Source organism: Mesorhizobium sp. M0615, from assembly GCF_040320805.1.
Classification (GTDB): Bacteria; Pseudomonadota; Alphaproteobacteria; order Rhizobiales; family Rhizobiaceae; genus Mesorhizobium.
In genome coordinates, this window is sequence record NZ_JAMYQI010000001.1 from 484860 (window position 1) to 507634 (window position 22775).

At 63.9% G+C, this 22775-nt stretch carries 23 protein-coding genes and 1 pseudogene; 8 read left to right on the forward strand and 16 right to left on the reverse strand.

All coding sequences use genetic code 11. The annotated features are described in order from the left end of the window. Nucleotides 1-395: 395 nt before the first annotated feature. The 5 genes and pseudogenes from NKI46_RS02385 to NKI46_RS02405 all read right to left on the reverse strand — a co-directional run bounded on the left by NKI46_RS02385 (nt 396) and on the right by NKI46_RS02405 (nt 3370). The gene (locus NKI46_RS02385) at nt 396-830 is read right to left on the reverse strand and encodes a hypothetical protein (protein ID WP_023671095.1); all 435 of its coding nucleotides are present in this window, start codon (nt 828-830) and stop codon (nt 396-398) included. Nucleotides 831-1522: 692 nt separating this feature from the next. Beyond that, nucleotides 1523-2070 (reverse strand): annotated as a pseudogene (locus NKI46_RS02390) (dihydrofolate reductase family protein). 185 nt (nt 2071-2255) lie between these two features. Continuing rightward, nucleotides 2256-2525, reverse strand: coding sequence for a PilZ domain-containing protein (locus NKI46_RS02395; RefSeq protein WP_081725353.1), 270 nt, complete (start codon nt 2523-2525; stop codon nt 2256-2258). Between the two features lie 59 nt (nt 2526-2584). Continuing rightward, nucleotides 2585-2794 carry a hypothetical protein gene (locus NKI46_RS02400; RefSeq protein WP_023671091.1) on the reverse strand — a complete coding sequence of 70 codons (210 nt, stop codon included), beginning with the start codon at nt 2792-2794 and terminating at the stop codon, nt 2585-2587. Between the two features lie 201 nt (nt 2795-2995). Continuing rightward, nucleotides 2996-3370, reverse strand: coding sequence for a hypothetical protein (locus NKI46_RS02405; RefSeq protein ID WP_023833641.1), 375 nt, complete (start codon nt 3368-3370; stop codon nt 2996-2998). Between NKI46_RS02405 and NKI46_RS02410 the strand changes: the two genes are divergently transcribed. The 4 genes from NKI46_RS02410 (at nt 3369) to NKI46_RS02425 (ending at nt 6138) form a co-directional block, all read left to right on the forward strand. Then, on the forward strand, nt 3369-3689 hold the full coding sequence (locus NKI46_RS02410; protein WP_352460738.1) for a hypothetical protein: 321 nt from the start codon (nt 3369-3371) through the stop codon (nt 3687-3689). The two genes, NKI46_RS02405 and NKI46_RS02410, sit on opposite strands and share 2 nt — an antisense overlap. 260 nt (nt 3690-3949) lie before the next feature. Then, nucleotides 3950-4702: a DUF4142 domain-containing protein gene (locus tag NKI46_RS02415; RefSeq protein WP_352460739.1), complete on the forward strand. Its 753-nt coding sequence runs from the start codon at nt 3950-3952 to the stop codon at nt 4700-4702. Nucleotides 4703-4733: 31 nt separating this feature from the next. After that, nucleotides 4734-5339 carry a general stress protein gene (locus tag NKI46_RS02420; RefSeq protein ID WP_023704148.1) on the forward strand — a complete coding sequence of 202 codons (606 nt, stop codon included), beginning with the start codon at nt 4734-4736 and terminating at the stop codon, nt 5337-5339. 178 nt (nt 5340-5517) lie between these two features. Next, entirely contained in the window at nt 5518-6138 is a 621-nt protein-coding gene (locus tag NKI46_RS02425; RefSeq protein ID WP_352460740.1) for a hypothetical protein, read from the forward strand. A 47-nt stretch (nt 6139-6185) separates the two neighbouring features. Here NKI46_RS02425 and NKI46_RS02430 read toward each other — a convergent pair whose 3' ends face one another. The 3 genes from NKI46_RS02430 to NKI46_RS02440 all read right to left on the reverse strand — a co-directional run bounded on the left by NKI46_RS02430 (nt 6186) and on the right by NKI46_RS02440 (nt 9516). Further along, nucleotides 6186-7334 carry an extracellular catalytic domain type 1 short-chain-length polyhydroxyalkanoate depolymerase gene (locus tag NKI46_RS02430; RefSeq protein WP_352460741.1) on the reverse strand — a complete coding sequence of 383 codons (1149 nt, stop codon included), beginning with the start codon at nt 7332-7334 and terminating at the stop codon, nt 6186-6188. Nucleotides 7335-7542: 208 nt separating this feature from the next. Next, the gene (locus NKI46_RS02435; RefSeq protein WP_352460742.1) at nt 7543-8529 is read right to left on the reverse strand and encodes an aldo/keto reductase; all 987 of its coding nucleotides are present in this window, start codon (nt 8527-8529) and stop codon (nt 7543-7545) included. Nucleotides 8530-8775: 246 nt separating this feature from the next. Continuing rightward, nucleotides 8776-9516 (reverse strand): FadR/GntR family transcriptional regulator, encoded by a 741-nt coding sequence (locus NKI46_RS02440; RefSeq protein WP_352460743.1) that lies wholly within the window; start codon nt 9514-9516, stop codon nt 8776-8778. A gap of 125 nt (nt 9517-9641) precedes the next feature. Here NKI46_RS02440 and NKI46_RS02445 point away from each other — a divergent pair, with 125 nt between their 5' ends. Further along, nucleotides 9642-10544 carry an NAD(P)-dependent oxidoreductase gene (locus tag NKI46_RS02445; RefSeq protein ID WP_352460761.1) on the forward strand — a complete coding sequence of 301 codons (903 nt, stop codon included), beginning with the start codon at nt 9642-9644 and terminating at the stop codon, nt 10542-10544. Nucleotides 10545-10775: 231 nt separating this feature from the next. On the opposite strand, the gene NKI46_RS02450 is transcribed toward NKI46_RS02445, so the two are convergent. Then, nucleotides 10776-10919: a hypothetical protein gene (locus NKI46_RS02450; protein WP_023756462.1), complete on the reverse strand. Its 144-nt coding sequence runs from the start codon at nt 10917-10919 to the stop codon at nt 10776-10778. 375 nt (nt 10920-11294) lie between these two features. On the opposite strand from NKI46_RS02450, the gene NKI46_RS02455 reads away from it, so the two are divergent. Beyond that, nucleotides 11295-12182 (forward strand): AraC family transcriptional regulator, encoded by an 888-nt coding sequence (locus tag NKI46_RS02455; protein ID WP_023671081.1) that lies wholly within the window; start codon nt 11295-11297, stop codon nt 12180-12182. A 322-nt stretch (nt 12183-12504) separates the two neighbouring features. Here the strand turns inward: NKI46_RS02455 and NKI46_RS02460 are convergent, their stop codons facing one another. Both NKI46_RS02460 and NKI46_RS02465 read right to left on the reverse strand, forming a co-directional pair. Beyond that, nucleotides 12505-13299 (reverse strand): FadR/GntR family transcriptional regulator, encoded by a 795-nt coding sequence (locus NKI46_RS02460; protein ID WP_352744551.1) that lies wholly within the window; start codon nt 13297-13299, stop codon nt 12505-12507. Between the two features lie 3 nt (nt 13300-13302). Further along, entirely contained in the window at nt 13303-14739 is a 1437-nt protein-coding gene (locus tag NKI46_RS02465) for an FAD-binding oxidoreductase (protein ID WP_352744552.1), read from the reverse strand. 161 nt (nt 14740-14900) lie between these two features. Here NKI46_RS02465 and gloA point away from each other — a divergent pair, with 161 nt between their 5' ends. Next, nucleotides 14901-15311, forward strand: coding sequence for a lactoylglutathione lyase (gloA, locus tag NKI46_RS02470; RefSeq protein WP_019856614.1), 411 nt, complete (start codon nt 14901-14903; stop codon nt 15309-15311). Between the two features lie 74 nt (nt 15312-15385). On the opposite strand, the gene NKI46_RS02475 is transcribed toward gloA, so the two are convergent. The 4 genes from NKI46_RS02475 to NKI46_RS02490 all read right to left on the reverse strand — a co-directional run bounded on the left by NKI46_RS02475 (nt 15386) and on the right by NKI46_RS02490 (nt 20080). Beyond that, complete coding sequence (locus NKI46_RS02475) at nt 15386-16354, reverse strand: ABC transporter permease (RefSeq protein WP_352744555.1); 969 nt, start codon at nt 16352-16354, stop codon at nt 15386-15388. A 4-nt stretch (nt 16355-16358) separates the two neighbouring features. Next, nucleotides 16359-17861 carry a sugar ABC transporter ATP-binding protein gene (locus NKI46_RS02480; protein WP_352744648.1) on the reverse strand — a complete coding sequence of 501 codons (1503 nt, stop codon included), beginning with the start codon at nt 17859-17861 and terminating at the stop codon, nt 16359-16361. A gap of 5 nt (nt 17862-17866) precedes the next feature. Next, the gene (locus tag NKI46_RS02485) at nt 17867-18850 is read right to left on the reverse strand and encodes an ABC transporter permease (RefSeq protein WP_352744556.1); all 984 of its coding nucleotides are present in this window, start codon (nt 18848-18850) and stop codon (nt 17867-17869) included. Between the two features lie 159 nt (nt 18851-19009). Beyond that, nucleotides 19010-20080 (reverse strand): sugar ABC transporter substrate-binding protein, encoded by a 1071-nt coding sequence (locus NKI46_RS02490; protein WP_352744558.1) that lies wholly within the window; start codon nt 20078-20080, stop codon nt 19010-19012. 309 nt (nt 20081-20389) lie between these two features. On the opposite strand from NKI46_RS02490, the gene NKI46_RS02495 reads away from it, so the two are divergent. Next, the gene (locus NKI46_RS02495) at nt 20390-21973 is read left to right on the forward strand and encodes a GMC family oxidoreductase (protein ID WP_352744561.1); all 1584 of its coding nucleotides are present in this window, start codon (nt 20390-20392) and stop codon (nt 21971-21973) included. A 245-nt stretch (nt 21974-22218) separates the two neighbouring features. Here the strand turns inward: NKI46_RS02495 and NKI46_RS02500 are convergent, their stop codons facing one another. Then, nucleotides 22219-22599 (reverse strand): endonuclease/exonuclease/phosphatase family protein, encoded by a 381-nt coding sequence (locus NKI46_RS02500; protein ID WP_352744564.1) that lies wholly within the window; start codon nt 22597-22599, stop codon nt 22219-22221. Nucleotides 22600-22775: the final 176 nt, after the last annotated feature.

A 22775-nucleotide genomic window follows, 5' to 3' on the forward strand; every position in this document is an offset into this window, starting at 1 on the left:
GAATTTCAATTTCGGGGCCGAAAGCGGAAGTGCCGTTTTCGGGATTCCTGGGTTAAATTGCCCCCTCACGCCTCGAGCTTTTCGCAGCGTCAAAACGGCTGTGGAGGGATTGGCAGGCTATACCGCTGACGAAGCGCACATGTGACGCACCGAGGATAAGTAACCCCGCTTGGTCACGAGGGCGCTGCCGACCGGTTGGTCGAAACTGGCGCTGGTACTCGCTATTCACGAAATTGCCGATCACCCTGACGAGGTCCACTAAGCAATGGTGAACGTCATTTCTGAAGTCGCAAGCAACTCGGCCGCCCTACTCCATTGAGGTCAGCCATGCCTTCGCGGAGCCGACGCAATCTCTGCTGGAGCCTGCATGCTTCTTCAGGCGCAAGCGCTGTGTCTCAGTGCGGCATGAATCCTTTTCTCAGCCAAGCCAATATCTTGCTCCCATTGAGAACCCTGCGGACACGCCCGGCGGCCCAGCCAGCCTGCATGGTGGCGCCGGTGTGGCAACTGCAGACGATCTCATGCAACTGCCAATCGGAGAGTTCGAAGAAGCGTCTGGCTTCCCCGTAGGTATCCGATTGCATGCCCGATGCACGCAGCAGTGGATCGTCAAAGGCGACACTAATCGCCGATCCGACCGCGCGCGCTTCTCCGCGGACAGAGGGATGCAGATGCTCAGTCCCGGTGAGAGCCACAAGGGAGCGCGTCGGATTTCGATAGAGCAGTTCCGCCCACCGCTCTATCCGTTGCGTCCTTGTAGCCAGCAGAGCCGGCGATAGTGGACTGATGTCCGCGACTGACTGGAGTTGATCGAGTGTCTGGTGCTTCATGACTGCCTCCTGTTGGTCGTTCCAATCCCTAGGCCTTTGCTGCAGGATTGGCTCACACGCTAAGCCGCCTCGTAAAGGAGCGGCGGCCGATCAGGTGTTGCCACCAATCGCCCACAGGCACCGCGCGGCGGCATCTGCAGCGACACCAACTGCATTCCTTCGCCAATGTTCCAGCGGGATGAAAAAACTGTGCGGCCGGCCGACCCGACGGATCCGGCTGGCGCACGCAGGATCCTGAACTGCTGGACGATGATGACGCAGGCCTGGAAAGGCGGCTAGGTTGGACCTTGCTTTTCAGGCTTGACCATGATGTTTCACTACCCGCTCGGTCATCGCGGGAAGGCCAGGAGCAGAGCCGCTGGCAACGGTGAGTTGCGGACCAGGGCGGGCGGTGGTGGACGACGCCCTTGGGCCGCCAGGTCACTGAAGGAGCAACCGAAGCGGCGCTTCGGGCGTAAAAGCGATGTCCTTGTAGGTCTGCAATGTCTGCTTATGGAGGAACGGCGGCAAGGCCTCTTTGACCGGCATGGGGCGCATTGCTGACCGGCAGATTTTCGGCCGACAGCAGACCCTCTGCTGCTTGGGTACCCAGCACGCAAGCTGACATGTGAGACCTCGGTGCGAAGGCCGGGACCAGGCCCACTGCGAACGTACGTGTTGGTTCGCATGTTGGCGCTGAAGCGCCTTATCGTTCAGCCTCGCGGCACATAGATCATATGCACCGTATCGTCATCGATCAATGTGCTCGACACCAGTTGCAGCGGAGGCCTTGCCTCGTGGAAGAAAGGCTTGCCCTTGCCGAGCACGAACGGCCTCACGTGCAGGTGATATTCCTCAATCAGGCCCAGCCCGGTCATAAGACCGGCCAGTTCCGGACCGGAAACGCTCAGGATACCCTCCGTGCGGGCCGCGATCTCGCGAATCTGCGCTTCAATATCGCCGGAGATGAGGGTGGCGTTCGGGCCGACCCGTGAAAGTGTGCGCGAAACGACCCATTTGGGCAGCTGCGCCAGAGTGTCGCGAACTGGCGAAGCGAAGCATCCCATTCCGCGTGATCATCGTCCCAATAGCGCATGACCTCGTACATCCGGCGGCCATACACAGCGCCGGCATGGTTGCGAATCGTCTCGATCCAGTACTCGAAGTGCTTCTGGCTTGGTGCGCCCATGACCAGATTTCCGGCAAGGTCATCGACATAGCCATCGATGGAAACGTTCATTCCCAAGATAAGTTTGCCCAAAAGCAGCGCCTTCACCTAGTGGGTCCACGGACCAACCGCTTGCAATGCAAGCGGTCAGAGGCTATCGCAACTGATTGCAAATCGCAAGCGGCATGGAAGGAAGCGTTCGTGCCGCAAACGAGCCCTGCCTTGTCCCATCAACCCTGCACTTGAACAGCTGGGTGATCCGTCCCCGCTACCGCCATCTAGGCCTGCCTTCCCGAATCAAGCTGCACCCCAAGTCGCTCGTTCCGTCTCCACCGCACCACGGCGCGATAGCTGGTATGATCTACCGGCACGTGAAGCACGAAACGGTCGGGGATTGCGATATCGGCCTTCACCCGTAGCTCCGCGCCATGGGCGTGCTGGTTACAAACCAGACAATTGATACTGGCGTCGCCAACGCGGATTGTCGCTTCCTTCAGAACAAGATCACGGATATGCGACCGTCGCTCTATCGGTGGGTCAGTCGGCATTGCCTTATCCCTCTGATGTGTCGACCTGAAACTCTTCTGAACCCGGAATGGAAAGCGCACTACCGGCCCAGCGGTTGCCTCGAAAGACTGACGAGCTCGGCTTCGTCGACCACGCCGGCCATATAGTTCGCGATAATCCGGGATGCGATGGCGTCGCGTGCTTCGGGCGACTGACCGTCGCGCTTAAGCTGCTCGAATACACGGCCCAACAGCTCGAGTTCGGATGGCTGCAAAACGCCGGCCTCGGTGGCTTTGCGTCGAATGGGCATTTGTGATCCTCCACTACGGTCAACAACATACGACCGCGGCAGGGAAACTCAACTCACCTGTCGAGGGCGCCGCGCGGGCGGCGCCGACCACAAATCCCGTTTACCCGAGCGGGGAGTTTTTCACTCAAAGCCACAGTGATCTGGCGTCCATACAAAGCCCGCCAGCAAAGCCGGCGGGCGCAATAGTCATAAGATACGCCGCTAGAACCAGCTTCGGTCGCGTTCCTGGCTTTGCCCGAGCAGCATGCCGATCAACAACCCGGCAATGCCGCCAAGCACGAAAGCGCTGCTGATGGTGCCGGGATTTTGCTGGACGGCTTCGGACACCGTCTGCGCCTGCGATCTCAGCTGCTGCGTTGCCCGTGCCGCGCGCTCGGTCGCGCTGCCGTACCAGCCGCCGGCTTCGCCGACGGCATCTTCTGCGCGGTCGGCAAGCGTCCGGTTGATCTTGCTGATCTCGCGCTTCAGCGATGCGACCTGCTTCTCCAGGGCCTCCTGGGCCTCTCGGGCGGACATCTTCGGGGTGTCCTTGGGGGTGTCCTTCGCGGTGTCCTTCGGGGTGTCGTTGTCGGCCATGGCTGTTCCTTTCGTTGAGGCAGGGGGAACGGCCAACGGACAAGGATGGTTCCGCTGCCTGCGCTCACAGTCATTCACCCGGCCGGCCGCCAACTTTGGGAACACTCTCCCGATCCAACGGTTGTGGCTGATGGAGGGCACGCATTTGTCGAATCGATCGAGCCATGCTGAAACGCTGCGGACGGTCTCCGATCTGCTACACCGCGCCCGCCTTGTCATTCGCGACGGCGGCCATGCGGCGGCGATGTTCGAAATAGACACGCTGCTGCAGGTCGCCCAGACAGAGGTTGCGCGCCGCCTCGAACGCAACGATCGCTGAACCTCGATAGGCCACCGCGGGCACTATTCATTGCGGGCGGCGAAGGCCTCGTTTCCCTTTGCGATGGACTTGCAAGGCGCCCATCGAGCGGGTCGCCGTCCGAGCCACGCGTCGACATCGCAAAGGCGCAAAATCCGAGGATGAGGGGCCATCATCGCGGCATCGACCCTCCCGGTTATAACGCTTGGGCGGCGGAACAAAGCTTGGCCGCACTGGTTAGGCTCACAGCACGATGTGTGCCCCAACGAGGATCTCTGTCCATGAAAACACGTGTTCTTCTAGCTTCGCTGGCCACCGCCACAGCCATGGTCTTCGCCCTGCCCGCCTTTGCCGCCGACAGTGCTCAGGACTTTGTCGACAAGGCTGCCATCGGCGGCCTGTTCGAAGTGGATTCCAGCAAGATCGCAGAAGGCAAGGCCCAGGATCAAGGCGTTAAGGATTTCGCCAAGAAGATGATCGACGATCACGGCGCCGCCAACGCCAAGCTTGCGACCATCGCCGGCGAACAGAAGCTGAAAGTGCCGACGGAGTTGGACGCCAAGCACAAGGCCGATCTGGAGGCTCTGCAGAATGCCAACGATGCCGTCGACAAGCCCTATTTCCAGATGCAGCGCGATGCGCATTCGGAGGCGGTCACGCTGTTCGAGAGCTATGCCAAGGACGGCGACAACGCGCAGTTGAAGACCTTCGCCTCCGAGACCTTGCCGACGCTCAAAATGCATCAGGAAATGGTCGAGAAGATCGCTTCCGCCGACAATGCATCGTCGACCACCAGCTCCACCACCCCTGCCGTGAGCACGACCGACACCACCAATCCGGCCGCCCCGGTCCCGGGTGCCAACAGCTTCACCGAGGATCAGGCCAAGAGCCGCATTCAGGATGCCGGCTTCTCCGGCGTGTCCAAGCTAACCAAAGACGACCAGGGCATCTGGCGCGGTCAGGCCACCAAGGATGGCAAGACCACGACCGTGGCGCTCGATTATCAGGGCAACGTCGTTGCCGGCGCCAACTGAACCTCTGAACCAGATCGAGGAGATCAAGACCATGAAAACCGTAACCGGACTTTTCGACAACTACGATGACGCCTCCGATGCCGTCGGCGAACTGGAGGCAATCGGCGTGCCGCAGGCCGACATCAGCATCGTCGCCAACAATTCGGACGACTGGTACGACGACGGCGACACTTCCAACGCCGCCGAGGATGCAGCCGGGGGCGCCGGTCTCGGAGCCGTCATTGGCGGCGCCGGAGGGCTTCTGACAGGGCTCGGCATCATGGCCATTCCTGGCGTCGGTCCTGTCGTGGCCGCAGGATGGCTGGCCGCCACCGCGGTCGGCGCCGTTGGCGGCGCGGTCGTCGGTGGCGCTGCCGGTGGCATCGTCGGGGCGCTGACCGAGTCAGGCGTCCCCGAAAGGGATGCGCATGTCTATGCGGAGGGCGTTCGCCGCGGTGGCACGATGGTGACGGCCAGGGTCAGCGACGAACTCGCCGACGAGGCAGAGCGTATTCTTGGCGAATCCAACTCGGTCGATCTGCAAGACCGCCGACGCGCCTATGAAGCCGGGGGCTGGACCGGCTTCGATGCCAATGCCGACCCCTACACCGACATCGAGGCCGAGCGCGACAGAACGCGCAACGCCAGCCCACTCTGATCATCGAGCCCCGTCGCCGTACGGCGGCGGGGCCGAAGGTGCTGTCGGCGCACTGAAAGCGACGTTCAGATTCGGCCATAAGGGGCGGGTTCTCATCGGACCTGCCCCTTTTCGCTGTTGCCTTGGCTTGACCGGCTCTCGCCGTGTTAACGTCGAACCAACCCAGCCCCAGGAAAGCATGAGCCCGTCCCCGCAACTGATTGCCGAATGGCCGTTGTCGCCGTCAGCGACACTCGGGTCCGCCGCGCGCTCCAAGGGGATCGAACGTGAAGTCAGAGCCCGGCTGCCATGGGCAGTCAGGAAGCACGTCAAGGCCGAGACGGGCCGCATCGCATTGCGAATGTCGAGATCCGAAGCGGAAGCGTTCAAGGCCGCCTCTGCCAGTATCTCCAAAACACTGGAGGGAGTGGAAGCGCTGCCTGTGCTTCCACGCGAGGTCGAGGATATCCTTACGATCTCTTCGCGCGAGCGCCACAAATGGCTCAAGGACGGTCGGCTGCAAAGCACCGGCACACGCACCGTCAAGATGCGTGGGCGATCAAAGTCTGTCACCTTCCACGTTTTCGACCCGCGCCACATCGAGGACGTCCTGGACCGCGATCTGGCAACCGTCTGGAGAGAGCAGGATGTCCAGGAGGTCGCCGAGAACAGGCGGCGCGGCGCGGGCAAGGCCGCGCTGACGCGCGCGGGAAAGGGCACCGGGCAGGCTCGCACTGCGAGGAACGCCCGGGACACGGATGGCCCGCCGCCCGGACTGAAGGGCTGGGATGCGTTCGAGGACGAAGGCCTGCTGCGATAATGATGCTGGCGCTTGCCCTTGTCCTTTGTGCGGGGGGAGCCTCAGCCTCAGCGCATCAATCCCGCTGCCCGCAGCGCGTCCTCGATGACCTTGGTAATCCCGCCCGCCGGACCGCCTGGCGGATTGACAGGCTCCGGGGCCGGATCGACACGGACAGCTCGCGGTTTTTCCTTCAGCGAGAAAGGCTGCAATGCAGTGCCTGAAGCGGCCTTGGCTTTCGCCGTGCGTCGTACCTCTGGCTTCGTCAGCCCCCAGAAACGGGCGATGTGGCGCGTCGAGGAAATCCCGACATCCAACATGAACGGCCCTGCTTTGCCGAGAGCATTGTCGCCGCTCGCCTGCAATGGTGTGCCATGGCCCATGCCGGCAATGCTGTATGCCTCGACCACGTCGCGGCCTTTGCCATCGGACCAGACTTTTCGGCTCTGACCGTCGACCTTTTCCGTGCGTGTCGGTGCTTGAGCGAGGCCGTGCACGCCCTGCCATTGCGCCAGCACCGCGTCGGCATTGGAAGGCACCACGGTCGTATCGGCCGAGCCCTGCCAGACCGAAATCCTCGGCCACGGCCCCTTGTGCGGCGAGGCCTCCCGCAAAAGACGCTGCAGGTCGCTTCTGGACGGGCCGCCATGGCCACGCATGCGGTCGAAGGCTTCGGGGATGGTCGAGGCGCTGCCATAGGCAAGCCCGGCAATGATCGCGCCACCGGCAAACACGTCCGGGTAGGTCGCCAACATCACCGCCGCCATGGCGCCGCCAGCGGAAAGGCCGGTGACGAATATCCGCTTGCGGTCGAGACCGTGAGTGACCACCGCCGCCTCGATCATCTGGCGGATGGACAGCGCCTCGCCGCTGTCGCGGCTTATATCGCCTGGCACGAACCAGTTGAAGCAAAGATTGGCGTTGTTGGCGCGCTGCTGCTCGGGGAAAAGCACGGCAAAACCCTGATCGGCAGCAAGTTCGGTCCAGCCGGAACCATGGTCGTAGCCGGCGGCAGTCTGGGTACAGCCATGCAGCACCACGACCAGCGCCGCCTGCTTCGGCAGGTTTTCAGGAAGATAAAGCCGCGCACGCAAGGCGCCCGGATTGGACCCGAACCCTGTTATCTCGGACAGGTGATCTTCCTTGCTCTGTCCTGCACCGGCTGGCCGGCGGCGCATCGCGCTCAGCCGGGCGATCGTATCGGATATGTCTCGCAAATTGGTATCCTTGCGCGCCGGAATGGGCAGACTCGTGCACACAACGCACACGCAGCAATATCGTTGCTGCACTGCACAATAACAAGCGGCACGGCCGATTAAATGACCGGTGGATCACAGGAGCCGCTGCACAGCTTGTAACGACGAGCGCAATTTTGCCCCGGCTGACCTCTGGTCAGTCAGCCGGTCGAGGGCGGCAGGCGCTGGCTCACCAGCGCTGATGCACGTAGGGCTTGATGTTCTCATCGTAGACCGCCTTCACCTTGGCCATCAACTCGGAGGATAACGGCGCAAGCTCAGCCGCTTCCGCATTGGAAACCGCCTGCGCCGGATTGCGGGCGCCGGGGATGACAACCGTCACCGCGTCGAACATCAGGATCCAGCGCAGCGCGAATTTCGCCATGGTGGTGTCGCCTGACACCAGCGGCCGCACCTTCTCGACCGCCCCCAGCCCGACCTCATAGGGCACGCCCGAAAACGTCTCGCCGACATCGAAGGCTTCGCCATTCCTGTTGAACAGGCGATGGTCGGTGGTCTCGAACTTGGTGTCCGTCCTGAACTTGCCGGACAGCAGGCCGCTGGCCAGCGGCACGCGGGCGATGACGGCGACATCGTTCTTCTTCGCCTGGTCGAAGAACAGCTCGGCCGGGCGCTGGCGAAAGGCGTTGAAGATGATCTGCACGCTGACGACACCGGGATATTGCATCGCCTTCAGCGCCTCTTCGACGCGCTCGACGCTGACGCCGTAATTGCGGATCTTGCCCTGCTCGGTGAGCTTGTCGAGACGCTCGAACACCTCCGGATGATAGTAGAGATCGGTCGGCGGGCAATGCAGCTGCACCAGGTCGAGCGTGTCGGTCTCGAGGTATTTCAGGCTGCGGTCGATCCAGCCGGTGAGGTTCTCGACGCTGTAGCCCTCGACCGTCTGCTTCGGCAGCCGCCGTCCGGCCTTGGTGGCGATGAACGGGCGCGCGCCACCGCGTTCCTTCATCACCCGTGCGATCAGCTTTTCCGAACGGCCGTCGCCATAGACGTCGGCGGTGTCGAGGAAGCTGACGCCGGCATCGAGCGCGGCATGCAGGGCGGCCACCGCATCGTCGTCATTGACCTCGCCCCAGGCTGCGCCGATTGCCCAGGCGCCGAAGCCGATCTCGCTGACTGATCTGCCGGTACGGCCAAATTTCCGTGAATGCATTTCGCTGTTCCTGACTTGCGGCTTCGCCGGCAATGCCGGCTCCATGATTGCGATTTTTCGGGGAGCCTCATACCGCACGGCAACGCGATTGACATCCCTCTTCCCTGGATTTACCAGATCACTGGGTTGTATGACAACCCGGTAAGATTGCAACGATTTCGAGCCGGGAGGAACATGTCGCTGATTCGCGAACTCGATCTCCGACGGGGTCGCCGGATGAGCAGTCCGTCAACCGTGGTTGGCCCCCTAATCGTGAACAGCCTTGTTGCGCAGATCCTCGAAGCGGGCATAGCTTTTGGTCAGATGGCTGCGCATGGCGCGGCGCGCGGCGTTGACGTCCCTGGCTTCGATGGCCCCGAGAATGGCGCGATGCTCGCGCTGCATGCGGTCGAGATATTTTTCCCGCTCGGCCTCCGTCATGCGGTCGAGCCGCGTCCAATGGCGCGGGACCATGGCGCTGCCGAACGTGTCGAACAGCCGGGTGAAATTCGGGTTCTGCGTCGCGGCGAGAATGGCGCGGTGGAAGCCGAAATCCTCTTCCGAGCCGGAGCCGCCGGCACGCACCGCCGCCTCCAGCGCGTCGAGCCGCGCGCTCATCTGTTGAAGCGCCGCCTCGCTGCGCCGTTGGGCCGCAAGGCCGGTCGCTTCCACCTCGATGCCCATGCGCAGTTCGAGCACGCGCAGCACCTCGTCGATCGATTCGAGATCGTCGGGCAGCACGGAAAACGTCTTCGGCGGCGGATCCTTGGCGACGAAGGCGCCGAGCCCCTGGCGCGTGGTGATCAGCCCGCGCGCACGCAGCGCCGCCAGCGCCTCGCGCACCACGGTGCGGCTGACGCCTGTGGCAGCAACAATCTCCTGCTCGGTCGGCAGCCGCTGCCCCGGCGCAAGGTCACCGGATTCGATCTGCGCAATCAGCGTGTTGACCAGACCCGTCCGCAGGTTGGGCGCCTGCGGTATGGCGTCGAAAGTCATGGGCTCCGCCATCAGCGCGACTCCGGTTCGATTCTTGTTCAAAGGATTGCATCGACAGGTGCTCGCCGCAAGGTGACGAAAGGTGAGCCCGCCGGTGTGGGTCCAAGGAGAATTACATGAAAAAACCCGAGGATTGCATGAAAGAACGCATCGGCTTCATCGGCCTGGGCAGTATGGGCGCCGGCATGGCCGACAATCTGCTGCGCAAGGGCTGGCCGCTGACGGTGCATGTCCACCGCAGCCGCACGGCCGCCGACCGGCTGATCGCCGCCGGCGCCACCGAAGCGCCAAGCCCGCGCGCGCTCGCCACCGCGAGCGACATCGTCATCCTGTGCGTCACCGGTTCGCGCGAGGTCGAAGCGCTGGTCAAGGGCGCAGACGGGCTTGCTGCGGCCAAGACGCCGCTGCTGATCATCGACTGCTCGACCTCCAATCCGTCATCGACGACAGCGCTTGCCGCCGACGTCGCGGAGCAGGGGATGACGCTGATGGACGCGCCGCTGGCGCGCACGCCCAAGGAAGCCACCGAGGGCAAGCTCGACGTCATGGTCGGCGGCCCGGCCGAAATCGTCGCCCGAGCGCGGCCGGTGCTCGAGGCCTTCGCCGCGCGAATCGTCCACACCGGCCCGACCGGCAGCGGCCACACCATGAAGTTGCTCAACAATTTCGTCTCGATGGGCTATTCCGCGATCTACTCGGAAGCGCTGAGCCTCGGCGCCAAGGCCGGCCTGACGCCGCAGGTCTTCAACAGCGTCATCTCCGGCAGCCGCATGGATTGCGGCTTCTACCAGGCCTTCTTCGATTTCGTCCTCAACCGCAACGAAAACGCCCAGCGCTTCGCCATCGCCAATGCGCTGAAGGACATGACCTACCTCGCCTCCTTCGCCCAGGCCACCGGCATCGCCAACCCGATCGGCGCCGCGGTGCGCAATGGGTTCGCCACGGCAGTCACCACCGGCCACGGCGAGAAGTTCGTGCCGGCGCTGTCGGATATTGTGGCGGGGCTGAATGGGGTGTCGCTGGTGGAGGCGGCGGAGTAAAACCTCGTACGGCGCTCCCCAAATCGGGCGCTTTCTGGTAGCAGCGGAGGCGATGCACAAGACCATCGTCGGTCCGTTCCTAGCGTACCCGAGTGAGCACTACCGCGCGCTTCGTGAGGTCCACGAACCGCTGTTGAAGCGATTGTGACAAGAAGGCTGAGTTCATCCAATGGAACGGGACAGGATCGGTGCAACTGCGTGAGAAGCCGTCGAGCTAACAAGCGCGTTGCGCTAGCCCACAAACCACGTCAGCCCCAGAAGCAACATGCCGAACGCGACCACACAGTCGAGAATCCTCACCTGCCGAACACCAATTAGAGCCAGCCCGGTGCCAAGAAGCCCGCCGATCGTTCCCGTAAGTATCAACTGGGTCATGCTGCCTCCGACATTCGAACCGTAGCACAATGCCCGTAACATGCCCAGCGCAGCGCGGGAATCTCAGGTGTAGCTGCTACCTATTACCGAATTTTTTCCGGGCCGCGACCTCTGCGATAGCGATTCCTCGCCCTCATAATGGGGAGAGGTGGCTCGGCGAAACCGAGACGGAGAGGAGGCCAGCGCTGACATGTGCTATGGGCGCGATTGAGGGCGCGGGCCGAAACCGCTATCCCGAAACCTCCTTGCGGAGAAACCTTCCACAGTCATGAATTGCCCGCGCCCAGCACCGATCCATCCATGCCAAACCGCAAGATCGGTCGAGCGCGACATCTCCAAGAGCGCCTATCTGGTGTCGCCACGCAGGACGAGACGTTGATGACGGCACTTGAAAACTACCATGCCCGGATGCAGCGGGTGCTGGACCACATAGACCAGCATCTGGACGGAGATCTGGGCCTGGAAGCGTTGAGCGGCGTCGCGGCGTTCTCGAAATACCATTTCCACCGGCAGTTCACGTCAACCTTCGGCTTGTCCGTGCATCGCTATGTCCAGCTCGCCCGCCTGAAGCGCGCTTCTTACAGGCTTGCCGAGAGCGACGCCCAAAGCGTCACGGATATAGCGATGGATGCCGGCTACGACGCGCCGGATGCCTTCGCCCGCGCCTTTCGGCAACGGTTCGGACAATCGCCTTCGTCGTTCCGGAAGTCTCCCGACTGGGGGGCGTGGCTCATGGCCTTCGGGCCGCTCGAAAAAGCAAGGACCACGCTCATGCAGATAATCTTCGAACCCGCCGACGTGATCATCCGCGATGTGCTGCCGACGCCGGTGGCGATCATGGAGCATCGCGGCGACCGGGCGACGCTTCCTGACACCATCCAGCGCTTCATCGCCTGGCGCAAGGCGGCCGGCCTCTCGCCCGAGACAAGCCCGACCTTCAACATCTTCCGTTCCGAAAGGGAGCCGGCGAACCCGGCCGATTACAGCATGGATATTTGTGCCGGAACCGACCTGCCGGTAGAAGGCGGGCCGATCGAGGACGCGCAGATGAAGGCCGGCGTGATCCCCGGCGGACGCTGCGCGGTGCTGCGCTACCCCGGCAACACCAACAATCTCGAGCCGGCAGCGCTTTACCTTTATCGGGAGTGGCTTCCGGCCAGCGGCGAGGAGGCGCGCAACTTTCCGATCTATTGCCAACGGCACTTTTCGTCGAACGGACCGGTGCGCGAGGTGGTGCTTGAGCTGTTTCTGCCGCTGAAATAGCGCGGTGGGGTGGCGGCCTATCTCCGCCCCTGAGCTGGTTGAGCCGACGACCGTGTGAAATCTGATATGGCGCTCCCCCACTCCGTCTCGGCTTCGCCGAGCCACCTCTACCCCACATTCGTGGGGGAGAGGAAACCCAAGCTTTTGAAGGGCTGCGATCTCGGAGATTGGCATTTCCTCATCCCCCATGAAATGGGGGGTCCGAAGGACGGGCGAGACCCGTGGCTCGCCCCGGCAAGGTGGCTCGGCGAAGCCGAGACGGAGTGGGGGTCAGCGCTGCCATAGGCGATTGGCCCAGCGCTCGGACAAGGCAAGGCTATCCCTAAGCCTGCCCGCGCACAGCCTTCCGCAACCGCGAATGCCGTACCGGAGACGCTGCCTCGGGCCCCGGCGCTATCTCCGCAGCTTCCCCCTCATGCAACCCCACCCGCAGCGCCGCGCCCGCCAGGTGGTCGCGCATCGCCGCTTGTGCTCCTTCGGCGTCGCCGGCACGGATCGCTCTCAGGATGCGCTCATGTTCGCCGAGCGTGATGCGGGCCATGTCGTCCGACTTTTGCTGGTTGCCGGCGGCGAGAATGCTTTCGCGCACCCGCTCGGACACGAAGACCAGGAATTGGCCCATGTAGGAATTGCGCGTCGCCTCGGCGACGGTGCGGTGGAATTCGAGGTCGCTGCGCAGCCAGGCGACGCTGCCATAGGGGGCGGCGCGCATGCCGGACAGCGCATCGCCCATGGCTTTGAGATCGGCGTCGCTGCGCCGTTTTGCGGCAAGGGCCGCCGCCTGCACTTCGAGGATGCCACGCAGTTCGAACAGATTGCGAAACGAGTCGGCGCGCTGCAGCGTCTCATGGTCGATGGTCAGCACCGTCGGGTTGGTGCTCTCGACCACGAAGGCGCCGCGTCCCTGCTGCGACCAGATTCGGCCTTCCGAGCGCAGCCGCGCGATCGCCTCGCGCACGACGTTGCGGCTTACCCCGAATGTGGTCGCCAGCGCCTGTTCGGTCGGCAGCTGGTCACCCGGCTTCAGCCGGCCTTGCGCGATCTCGCGCGAGATGGAACTGGCCACCAGAGTGGAGAGGTGTGGGCCGCGATTGACCTTGTCGAGTTTCAGCGTCATCGCTCACCTATAGTCGACGGCGGCGGCCGGCGCCAGAATGCGGCCGTTGCTGAGAATGTGGCGCGGGTCGAATGCGTCCTTGATGCCGGCGGCGAGGTCGAGCGTCACCGGATCGATGCGTTCGAGGAACGCCTTCTGCTTGACCCGGCCGATGCCGTGCTCGGCGCTGATCGAGCCGCCATAGCGATCGACGACGGTGAAGATCTCGGCTTCCGCCTGCTCGAACAGATGTTCCATCGCCTCGATGCCCATGCCTTCCGGCGGCACGACGTTGAGGTGGATGTTGCCGTCGCCGACATGGCCGTAGGTGACGGCCAGCGCGTCGGGCCGGGCTTTCTCCAAGGCGGCCAGCGCATCGGTGACGAAATCGGCAAGCCTGGAGATCGGCACCGACACATCGGTGCGCAGGTAGCGGCCGCCCCTGCCCTGCCGCTCGACCATGATCTCGCGGTAGAGCCACAACCGCTCACCCTGCGCCCTGGTCGAAGCGATGACGCCATCCTCGACGATGTCCTCGACGCTGCCGAGAAACCCCAGCAGCATGTTGGAGAGGTCGATGAGCCCGCCGGAGGACACCTCGATCAGCACATAGACGGGATAGGGCTGGCTGAGCGGATCGGGAAAATCCTGGCCTTCGCGCATGGTGATCTCGATGCCGCCGCGCAGGATCAGCTCGAAGGCGGTGAGCAGGTCGCTGCAGTCGCGCCGGGCGCGGGCATAGAGCGCCATCGCATCGTCGACGGAGCGGAGGCCAACCAGCGCGGTTTCGATCTGCGTCGGCTTGGGGAATAGTTTCAGCGCCGCCGCGGTGACGACGCCGAGCGTGCCCTCCGAGCCGATGAAGATCTGCTTCAGATCATAGCCGCGATTGTCCTTGCGCAGCACTTTCAGCCCGTTCCAGATGCGGCCGTCGGCCAGCACCACTTCGAGGCCAAGCACCAGGTCGCGCGTCATGCCGTAGCGCAGCACGTTGAAGCCGCCGGCATTGGTGGCGACATTGCCGCCGATGCGGCAGCTGCCTTGCGCGCCGAAGGTGATCGGCAGCAGGCAGTCGCTCGCTTCAGCCTCACGCTTGGCGTCCTCGAGGATGCAGCCGGCCTCGACCACCATGGCATAGTCGATCGGGCTGATCGAACGGATACGGTTCATGCGCTCCAGCGAGATGACGATCTCGCCGCCATCCGCCGCCACTGCGGCGCCGACGAGCCCGGTCAACCCGCCTTGCGGCACGACCGGAATGCGCTCGGCATGGCAGAACCGCATCAGCGCCGACATCTCCTCAACCGAAGAGGGCCGCGCCACCGCCAGCGGCCGGCCGAAATGATCGCCCGACCAATCGCGGCTGTAGCGCGCCAGATCCACTTCCTCGGTCAGCAGCCCGCCATTCGGCAGCAGGCCGGCCAGGGCTGCGATCTGCGATGCGGAGGGCGCGGCATTCATGGATTGGCTCTGGGCCCCTCGGCAAAACGACTGGACAAATACCGACGTTGTCGTGTTATCATACAACCCTGATTTAGAACATCAAGCGAGGCCGTCTTGCCGCCAAGTGTTCGATGTGGATGATCAGAGCCGCAAATCACAGAATTCGGAGGACTTCCCCAATGAGCGACGCCCCGGGATTTCGCTATATGCACACCATGATCAGGGTGCTCGACCTCGACAAGTCGATCGCCTTCTACACCGAGGTGCTCGGCATGACCCTGCTGCGCCGCGACGACTACCCCGGCGGCAAGTTCACCAACGCCTTTGTCGGCTACGGCCCCGAGGACAAGGAAGCCGTCGTCGAGCTGACGCTGAACTGGGGCCGCGAGGAGCCCTACGAGATCGGCACCGGCTTCGGCCATCTGGCGCTCGGCGTCAACGACATCTACGCCGTCTGCGCCGAACTGGAAAAGCGCGGCGCCAAGATCCCGCGCAAGCCCGGCCCGATGCAGCACGGCACCACCCACATCGCTTTCGTCGAAGACCCCGACGGCTACAAGATCGAGCTGATCGGCCTCGACACAATGTGATCCGATCGGGCCGGACCGCATCGGCCTCGCGCCGATGCGGTCCCGTCCTGTCCGCGCTTGCCTGGGAGGCGGGATCACTTGATGACCGCGATCTTGCTGCGGTCGATGGTAATGGCGACGGCAGCGATCAGCACCGCGCCGAACACCATATTTTCCAGGAAAATGTTGAGGCCGACAAAGGTCATGCCGATGCGCACGATCGAGATGATCAGCGCGCCGACCGCCGTGCGGGCAACGCCGCCGAGCCCGCCGGTGATCGCCGTGCCGCCGACTATGACGGCGGCGATGGCCGGCAGCAGCAGCTGGTTGGCCAGCACCGGCGAACCGCTCGACAGCCTGGCTGCCAGCACGATGCCGGCGATGGCCGCGAGCATACCCGACGCGGCAAAGGCGATGATCTTGGTGCGGTCGACATTGATGCCCGCGGCCCACGCCGCCGGCTCGCCGGCGCCGACCGCGATCGCCTGGCGGCCGAAGCGCGTGTAGCGCAGCGCCAGAAAGGCGGCGATGCCGATCACCGCCGAAATCAGCACCACCACGGGAATGCCAGCGACAGTGGCGTTGATCCAGGCGGTGTTTTCGCGACCAGCCTCCTCGATGGTGATGGCGCGGCCATTGGAGACCCAGAGCGCCAAGCCGGTGACGACGCCGCCGGTGGCGAGCGTCGCGACGAAGGACGGCACGCGCAGCTTGACGTGGACGACGCCGCTCAACACGCCGAAGGCGAGCCCCGACAGGATCGCCACCGGGAAGGCGGCAAGGCCGAGCGAAGGCAGCAATTGCGCCAGGATGACGCTGGCCAGCGATGCCACCGCCTGGATCGACAAATCAATGCCGCCAAGCAGGATGGCGAAGGTGACGCCGGTCGCCAGGATGAACAGCACGGCGGTGTTGGCAAACAAAAGCGCCACGGTTTCGCCGGTGAGGAAGCCGGGCGCGGCGATCTCGATGATCAGCAGCAGGCCGACCAGCAGGATCAGCGGAATGGCGCCTTGCGTCCACTTGCCCTCGAAAACCTGCCTGATGGAGAACGCCTCATTCATCGGTTCACACCATTGCCCTGAGAAGATCGACCTGGTTCGGCTTGTTGCCCGGACTGGCATCGAAGCGCGCGGTGATTGCACCGTCGCGCATCACCAGCACCTGGTGCGACAGACCGATCGTTTCCTCCAGCGTGTCGGAAATCAAAAGGATCGCCACGCCTTGCGCCGAGAGATCGCGCACCAATTCGTAGACCTCCTCCTTGGCGCCGACATCGAGGCCGCGTGTGGGATGGTCGAGCACCAGGATGCGCGAGCCCGCCGTCATCCAGCGCGCCAGCACCACCTTCTGCTGGTTGCCGCCGCTGAGCTTGCGGCAGGCGGCATCGGGACCGGGCGCCTTGATGCGCAGCCGCTTGATCCAGTCGGCGGCAAGCCGGCGCTCCTTGCCATAGTCGATGGCGCCATGGCGCATGACGCTGGAGAGATCGGCCAGCGAAATGTTCTCCGCGATCGACAGGAACATCACCAGCCCTTCGAGCCGGCGCTCGCGCGGGACATAGCCGATGCCCTTGCGCACCGCCGGTTCCGGCGAGGAGAAGCGCACGGCATCGCCGGCGATTTTCATCTCGCCCGCATCATGCTGGACGAAGCCGCCAACGGTGCGCGTCACCTCCTCGCGGCCGGAGCCGACGACGCCGGCAATGCCGACGATCTCGCCCGCCCGGATCGAGAGATCGACGCCGTGATAGTAACCGTTGGCGCCAAGGCCCTTGGCCTCGACCATCACTGTATCGCGCGGTGCCAGCTGGCGGGCCTCGCGGTAATATTCGGCCTGCAGGCCGCGCCCGACCATGATCTCGTGCAGCTCCGGCGCGGTGACTTCGGCTGCACGGTGCTCGGCGACGACGGCGCCGTCCTTCATCGTGTAGACACGGTCGGAGATGTTGAGCACCTCGTCGAGGCGGTGCGAGACGAACACAAAACTGGCGCGGGATTTAAGCGAGCGCACCCGCGCGAACAGCACCTCGATATCAGCGGCGTTGAGCACCGAGGTCGGCTCGTCGAGCAGGATGAGCAACTGCCGCTCGACCACTTCCTCCAGGGTCAGCGCCTTGGCGAGCTCGACCATCTGGCGTGCGGCGAAGGTGAGTTCGGAGGTGCGCGCGGTGACGTCGATGTCGATGCCGATCTTGGCCAGTTGCCGACGCGCCGCCGCGTTCATGGCGCGCCAGTTGACCAGGCCGAAACGGGTGAAGCGGTCCTCTTCGCCGAGATAGATGTTTTCGGCGACCGTCAGGTTGAGCACCAGCGACTGTTCCTGGAACACCATGCCGATGCCGTGCCTGGCCGCATCACGGGCGTTGCGCATGCGCAGCTGTTCGCCGTCCAGCGTGAGCGAGCCGCCATCCGGCCGGTAGCCGCCGGCCAGCACCCGCATCAGCGTCGACTTGCCGGCGCCGTTCTCGCCGATCAGCCCGACCACCTCGTTGGGCCGCACTTGGATGGAGACGTCGTGCAAGGCCTGAACGCCGGGGAAATTCTTGATGATGTTGGACGCCTGCAGCATGGCGCTCACTTCACGATTTTCAGGCGGACGCGATCGAGCGACAGCGCCACCGCGGCGATGATCATCAGCCCCTGCACCGTCTGCTGGATATAGGGCGATATGCCGAGCAGGATCATGCCATTGGCAAGCACGGTGACGATCAAAACGCCGATCAGCGTGTTGACGACGCCGCCCTCGCCGCCGGTCAAAGCGGTGCCGCCGACGACCACTGCGGTGACCGCTGCAAACAGCCTGCCGTCGCCGATCACGGCGTGCGACTGGCCGAGCTGTGCTGCGGCCAGCACGCCGGCAATGCCGAAGAAGAACCCGGCCAGCGCAAAAGCGGTGATGCGCACGCGCACCACATTGACGCCGGAGAGCTTGGCGACATCCTCATCGCCGCCGATCGCCAATATGTGGCGGCCGAGCTTGGTGTGATACTGGATGACGGTGGCGAGCAGGAACGAGCCGAACGCAACCCAGACCGCCACCGGCAGGCCGAGGAAACGGTGCAAGGCCAGGTCGCGGATCGAGGCGTCGTTCAGCTTGATGGCCGTGCCGCCCAGCATATAGACCGACAGGCCGAGGCCGATGAACCACATGCCGAGCGTGCCCATGAAGGACGGGATGCGCAGCATGGTCTGGACGAGACCGCTGACGAAGCCCATGGCGGTGGCGGCGGCGATGGCAGCGAGCACCGCCCACCAGCCATAGTCGTTGCCGTTGCCGTCATTGGCGGCGAGCAGAACAAGCACCATCGCCGCGACCGAAAGCGTGCCTTCGACTGCAAGGTCGATGCTGCCCATCAGGATGATGAAGGTCAGCCCCATCGCCAGCGTCAGCGGCACGGCGGCGGAATTCGCAAGCCGCACCAGATTGCGCAGCTCGATGAAATTGGGGTTGGCAATGGCGATGAGTACGCAGAGTACAATCAGCACCGCCAGCGGCGCCAGGCTGCGCCAGCGCCTGCCGCCCAGGAATGTCGCGATGCGGCCGGGGAACGATGTCATGGGCGTCGTCCGCTCGATGTCCGAAACGGACTTCAGGGGTTCTGTATGGATTGTCAAGAAACCGCTTCCCGTCTGCTGGTGACAGCCGTCGCGACAAGGGGATCGCGACGGCTGCGGGAGGAAGCGGGCCGCCAGGGAGTTGCAGCCCACTCCGATGGATCAGGTGCGGATTGCTCCGGTGACCCGGCCCCACAGATCGTTCCAGTCGATCTCGGGCTTCGCATCGACATTGGTCTTGTAATATTCCTCGACATTGTCGTGCGAGATCAGCACCGCCTTGCCGTAGAACTCACGGTGCTCCGGGGGCTCCTTGGTCGGGTCGAACTTGCCGATCTTGGCGTTGTAGCCGATGGCTAGACCCATGCCACCCTGCCAGAACGGATCCGAAGTGACGGTGCAGGCGAACTCGCCGGTGCGCACCGCATCGACCGCCGTCTTGATGCCGTCAACGCCGACGATCGGCACCTTGCCGGCGAGATTTTCGGCACGTAGCGCTTCCAGTGCGCCGGAGCCCATATCGTCATTGGCCGCCCAGATGCCCTTGATGTCGTCGCCGAAGCGGGTGAGCAGATTGCCCATCAGGTCGAAGGCTTCGGTCGACTTCCAGTTGGCGACCTGGAAGTCGAGCAGCTTGATGTCCGGGTTGGCGGCGAGCGCCGCATCGAGGCCCTTCTTGCGTTCGATCGCCGCCGTGGTCGAGATCAGGCCGCCGAGTGCGACGATGCCGCCCTTGCCGCCAATGGTCTTGAACAGGATCTCGGCGATGGTCTTGCCGCCGTCGATGCCGTCGAACTCGATATGCGAGACATAGTTCGGGTTGAAATCCTTCGGGTGCAGATCCCCCGGCTTGTTCCACTGCGTCACCACATAGGCGCCGGCCTTGGCGCAGGCCTCGACGATCGGGCGCGCATCGGGCGTGTCGTTGGGATCGGAATTCAGCACCATGTTGCCGCCGGTCTTGGCCAGCATCGCCTTGATGTCGGCAATGCCCTTCTCGCTGTTGCCTTCCGAAACCAGCGTGACGTGTTCCAGCCCGGCCCATTTGGCATACGCTTCCGCGCCGGTCTTCCACACCGCGTGATAGGGGTTGGACAGCGAGCGGATCGACGTCACCAGCGTCGGCTTTTCCTGCGCGCGCAGCACGCTCGGCATCGCGAGTGCCGCCACGCCGGCGGTGGCGCCCATCATCAGCGTGCGCCGGTTGACCGCAAAATTCTTCGTGTCGTTCATACCTCGAAACCTCCCGATTCCAATTCTGTTCCGCCCGGCATCTTGCGCAGGGAGCGCGGCCGGGACCTCCTGGTGAGGATCGTCAAGCTGCTCCTCCACTTGTACGACAACCCTTCAACACGATAACCATACCCTTTCTCTTGACGTGGCACAAGCGACTTGAGATCGTCGCGCGCAAGAGGAAGGGGCGGTGATTTTCATCGCCCGCCGGAGCATGATCCCTAGAAGTGGGAACCGGTTTTCTCGGACAAATCGGGAAACCGTTTTGTCCGGAGATCATGCTCCAACAAAGAGAACCCGGGAGTGGAAATGACGGATTACATCATTGTCGGCGGCGGTTCGGCTGGCTGCATTCTGGCCGCCCGGCTGAGCGAGGACCCGGACGTGTCCGTCGTGCTGCTCGAGGCCGGTCCGCCCGACACCGACCGCTACATCCATTTGCCGGTCGGCTTCTTCAAGATGACGTCGGGGCCGCTGATCTGGGGTTATGACACCGCGCCCGGCAAGGAGATCGACGGCCGCACCATGGTCTATCCGCAGGCCCGCGTGCTGGGCGGCGGCTCCTCGATCAACGCCCAGGTGTTCACCCGCGGTTGCCCTGAGGATTATGACGGCTGGGCGACTGAGAATGGCTGTGCCGGCTGGAGCTATGCCGACGTGCTGCCCTACTTCGTCCGCTCCGAGGGCAACGACACTTTTGCCGATGCGCAGCACGGCACTGACGGCCCGCTCGGCGTCTCCAGCGGCGCGCCGCATCCGCTGACCCGCATCTTCGTCAAGGCGGCGCAGCAGGCGGGCCTTCCTTTCCGCGCCGACTTCAACGCCGGTAAGCAGGCGGGCGCCGGCTTCTACCAGACGACGACGCGCCGGGGGAAACGCTCGAGCACGGCGGTCGCCTATCTGAAGCCGGCGCTCGGCCGCAAGAATCTGACGCTACGCACCGACGCCTCCGTCAGCCGCATCGTGGTCGAGAACGGCCGCGCCATCGGTGTCGAGATCATCGTCAATGGCCGCACCGAACTGCTCCGCGCCGAGCGCGAAGTCATCGTCGCCGCCGGCGCCATCGGCTCGCCGAAATTGCTGATGCTGTCCGGCATCGGCCCGGCCGTGCATCTCGGCCATCACGGCATCGAGGTGGTCCACGATTCCAAAAACGTCGGCCAGAATCTGCACGATCACATGGACGTCGATGTCGTCGCCGAGCTCAACGGACCGCATGGCATCGACCGTTACAAGAAGAAGCGCTGGCAAGCGGTCGCCGGTCTTGAATATGCGCTGTTCGGCAAGGGGCCGGTGGCCTCCAACATCGTCGAGGCCGGCGGCTTCTGGTGGGGCGACCGCGCGGAGAAGACGCCGGACATCCAGTTCCATTTCCTGCCCGGCGCCGGCGTTGAGGAAGGCATCGGCTCGGTTCCCGGCGGCAATGGCTGCACGCTGAACTCCTACCATGTGCGCCCGCGTTCGCGCGGCAGCGTCACGCTCAAGTCCGCGGACCTGCGCGATGCGCCCATCATCGACCCCAACCCGTTCGCCGAGCACTATGATCTCGAACGCGCCATCGACGGCATCGAGATCAGCCGCGAAATCCTGTCGCAGCCAGCCTTCGCCAGATACATCAGCCGCGAGCATCTGCCCGGCAAGGCGATGCAGGGGCGCTCAGCACTCGAAGCCTTCGCCCGAGAACATGGCCGCAGCGCCTATCACCCAGTCGGCACCTGCCGGATGGGCGGCGATGCCGACAGCGTCGTCGACCCCGAGCTTCGCGTGCGCGGGCTGCAAGGCCTGCGTGTCTGCGACAGCTCGGTCATGCCGAGCATCGTGTCGTCCAACACCAATGCGGCAGTGGTCATGATCGCCGAGAAGGCGGCGGATCTGATTGCGGGGCGGATCTGATTGCGCGGCGGATGCTGCCGGTGGCGTTAGCAGGACAATCGCATGTGGTGGCGCCATGCGATTGCCCTGCCTTGAGCACCTGTCGCTGAGCGCATAGCACTCCAACCGCACTAAAAACGACCGCCTCCCGCAGCGCCTTCAACCGGCGCTTGCGCAACCCACCAACCGACCGGAAACCCCCGGTTGCGGGCCCGTTGCCGACGCCTGCGCGGGGATGTGAAAGCGCTTTTGCGCCAGTTCCGCGATCACACCATATGAACCGATCCAACCTCTGCTAGCTTGTGGGCGTGGGACTTGTCCCGCTTTGGCCGGTGCTTCAGGCAACCCCATCCCAACCCCCCGCCCCCTGTGGCGCCGGCCATCCCCCTCCCTTCTGCCAGGCTTCCCGACCTGCCATCCTCAGCCGTCCTTGCCAACTTCGAGGTCGACGACGAGGCCTGATGCGTTGCATGCAAATCCAAACCATCGGGCAGCGTATCGAGGAATTTCACATCGGCTGTCTGGATGACCTCCTGAAAGGCGACCAGATCCGGGTCGAGCCGCCCCAGCTCCCGGTTGATGGCCGCCAGGCGCTCCGGTTCGCCTTCCGTGTTGCAGACATTGAGAGTAACGAGGCGTAAGCGCATAGGATTTTTCCTCAATGTTGAACGACCCTCGACGCACGCGACGCGGATAGGTGCCACGATAGAGTTCCGTGTCTGGTGACGTTCAGCGAACCACCGCCTCGATGCGTTCCACGCGGTGCGCGAAACGGCTTGGCCATCGGCGCGGTTCGGCTTGCCAAATGCCGCCATGCCGCCCA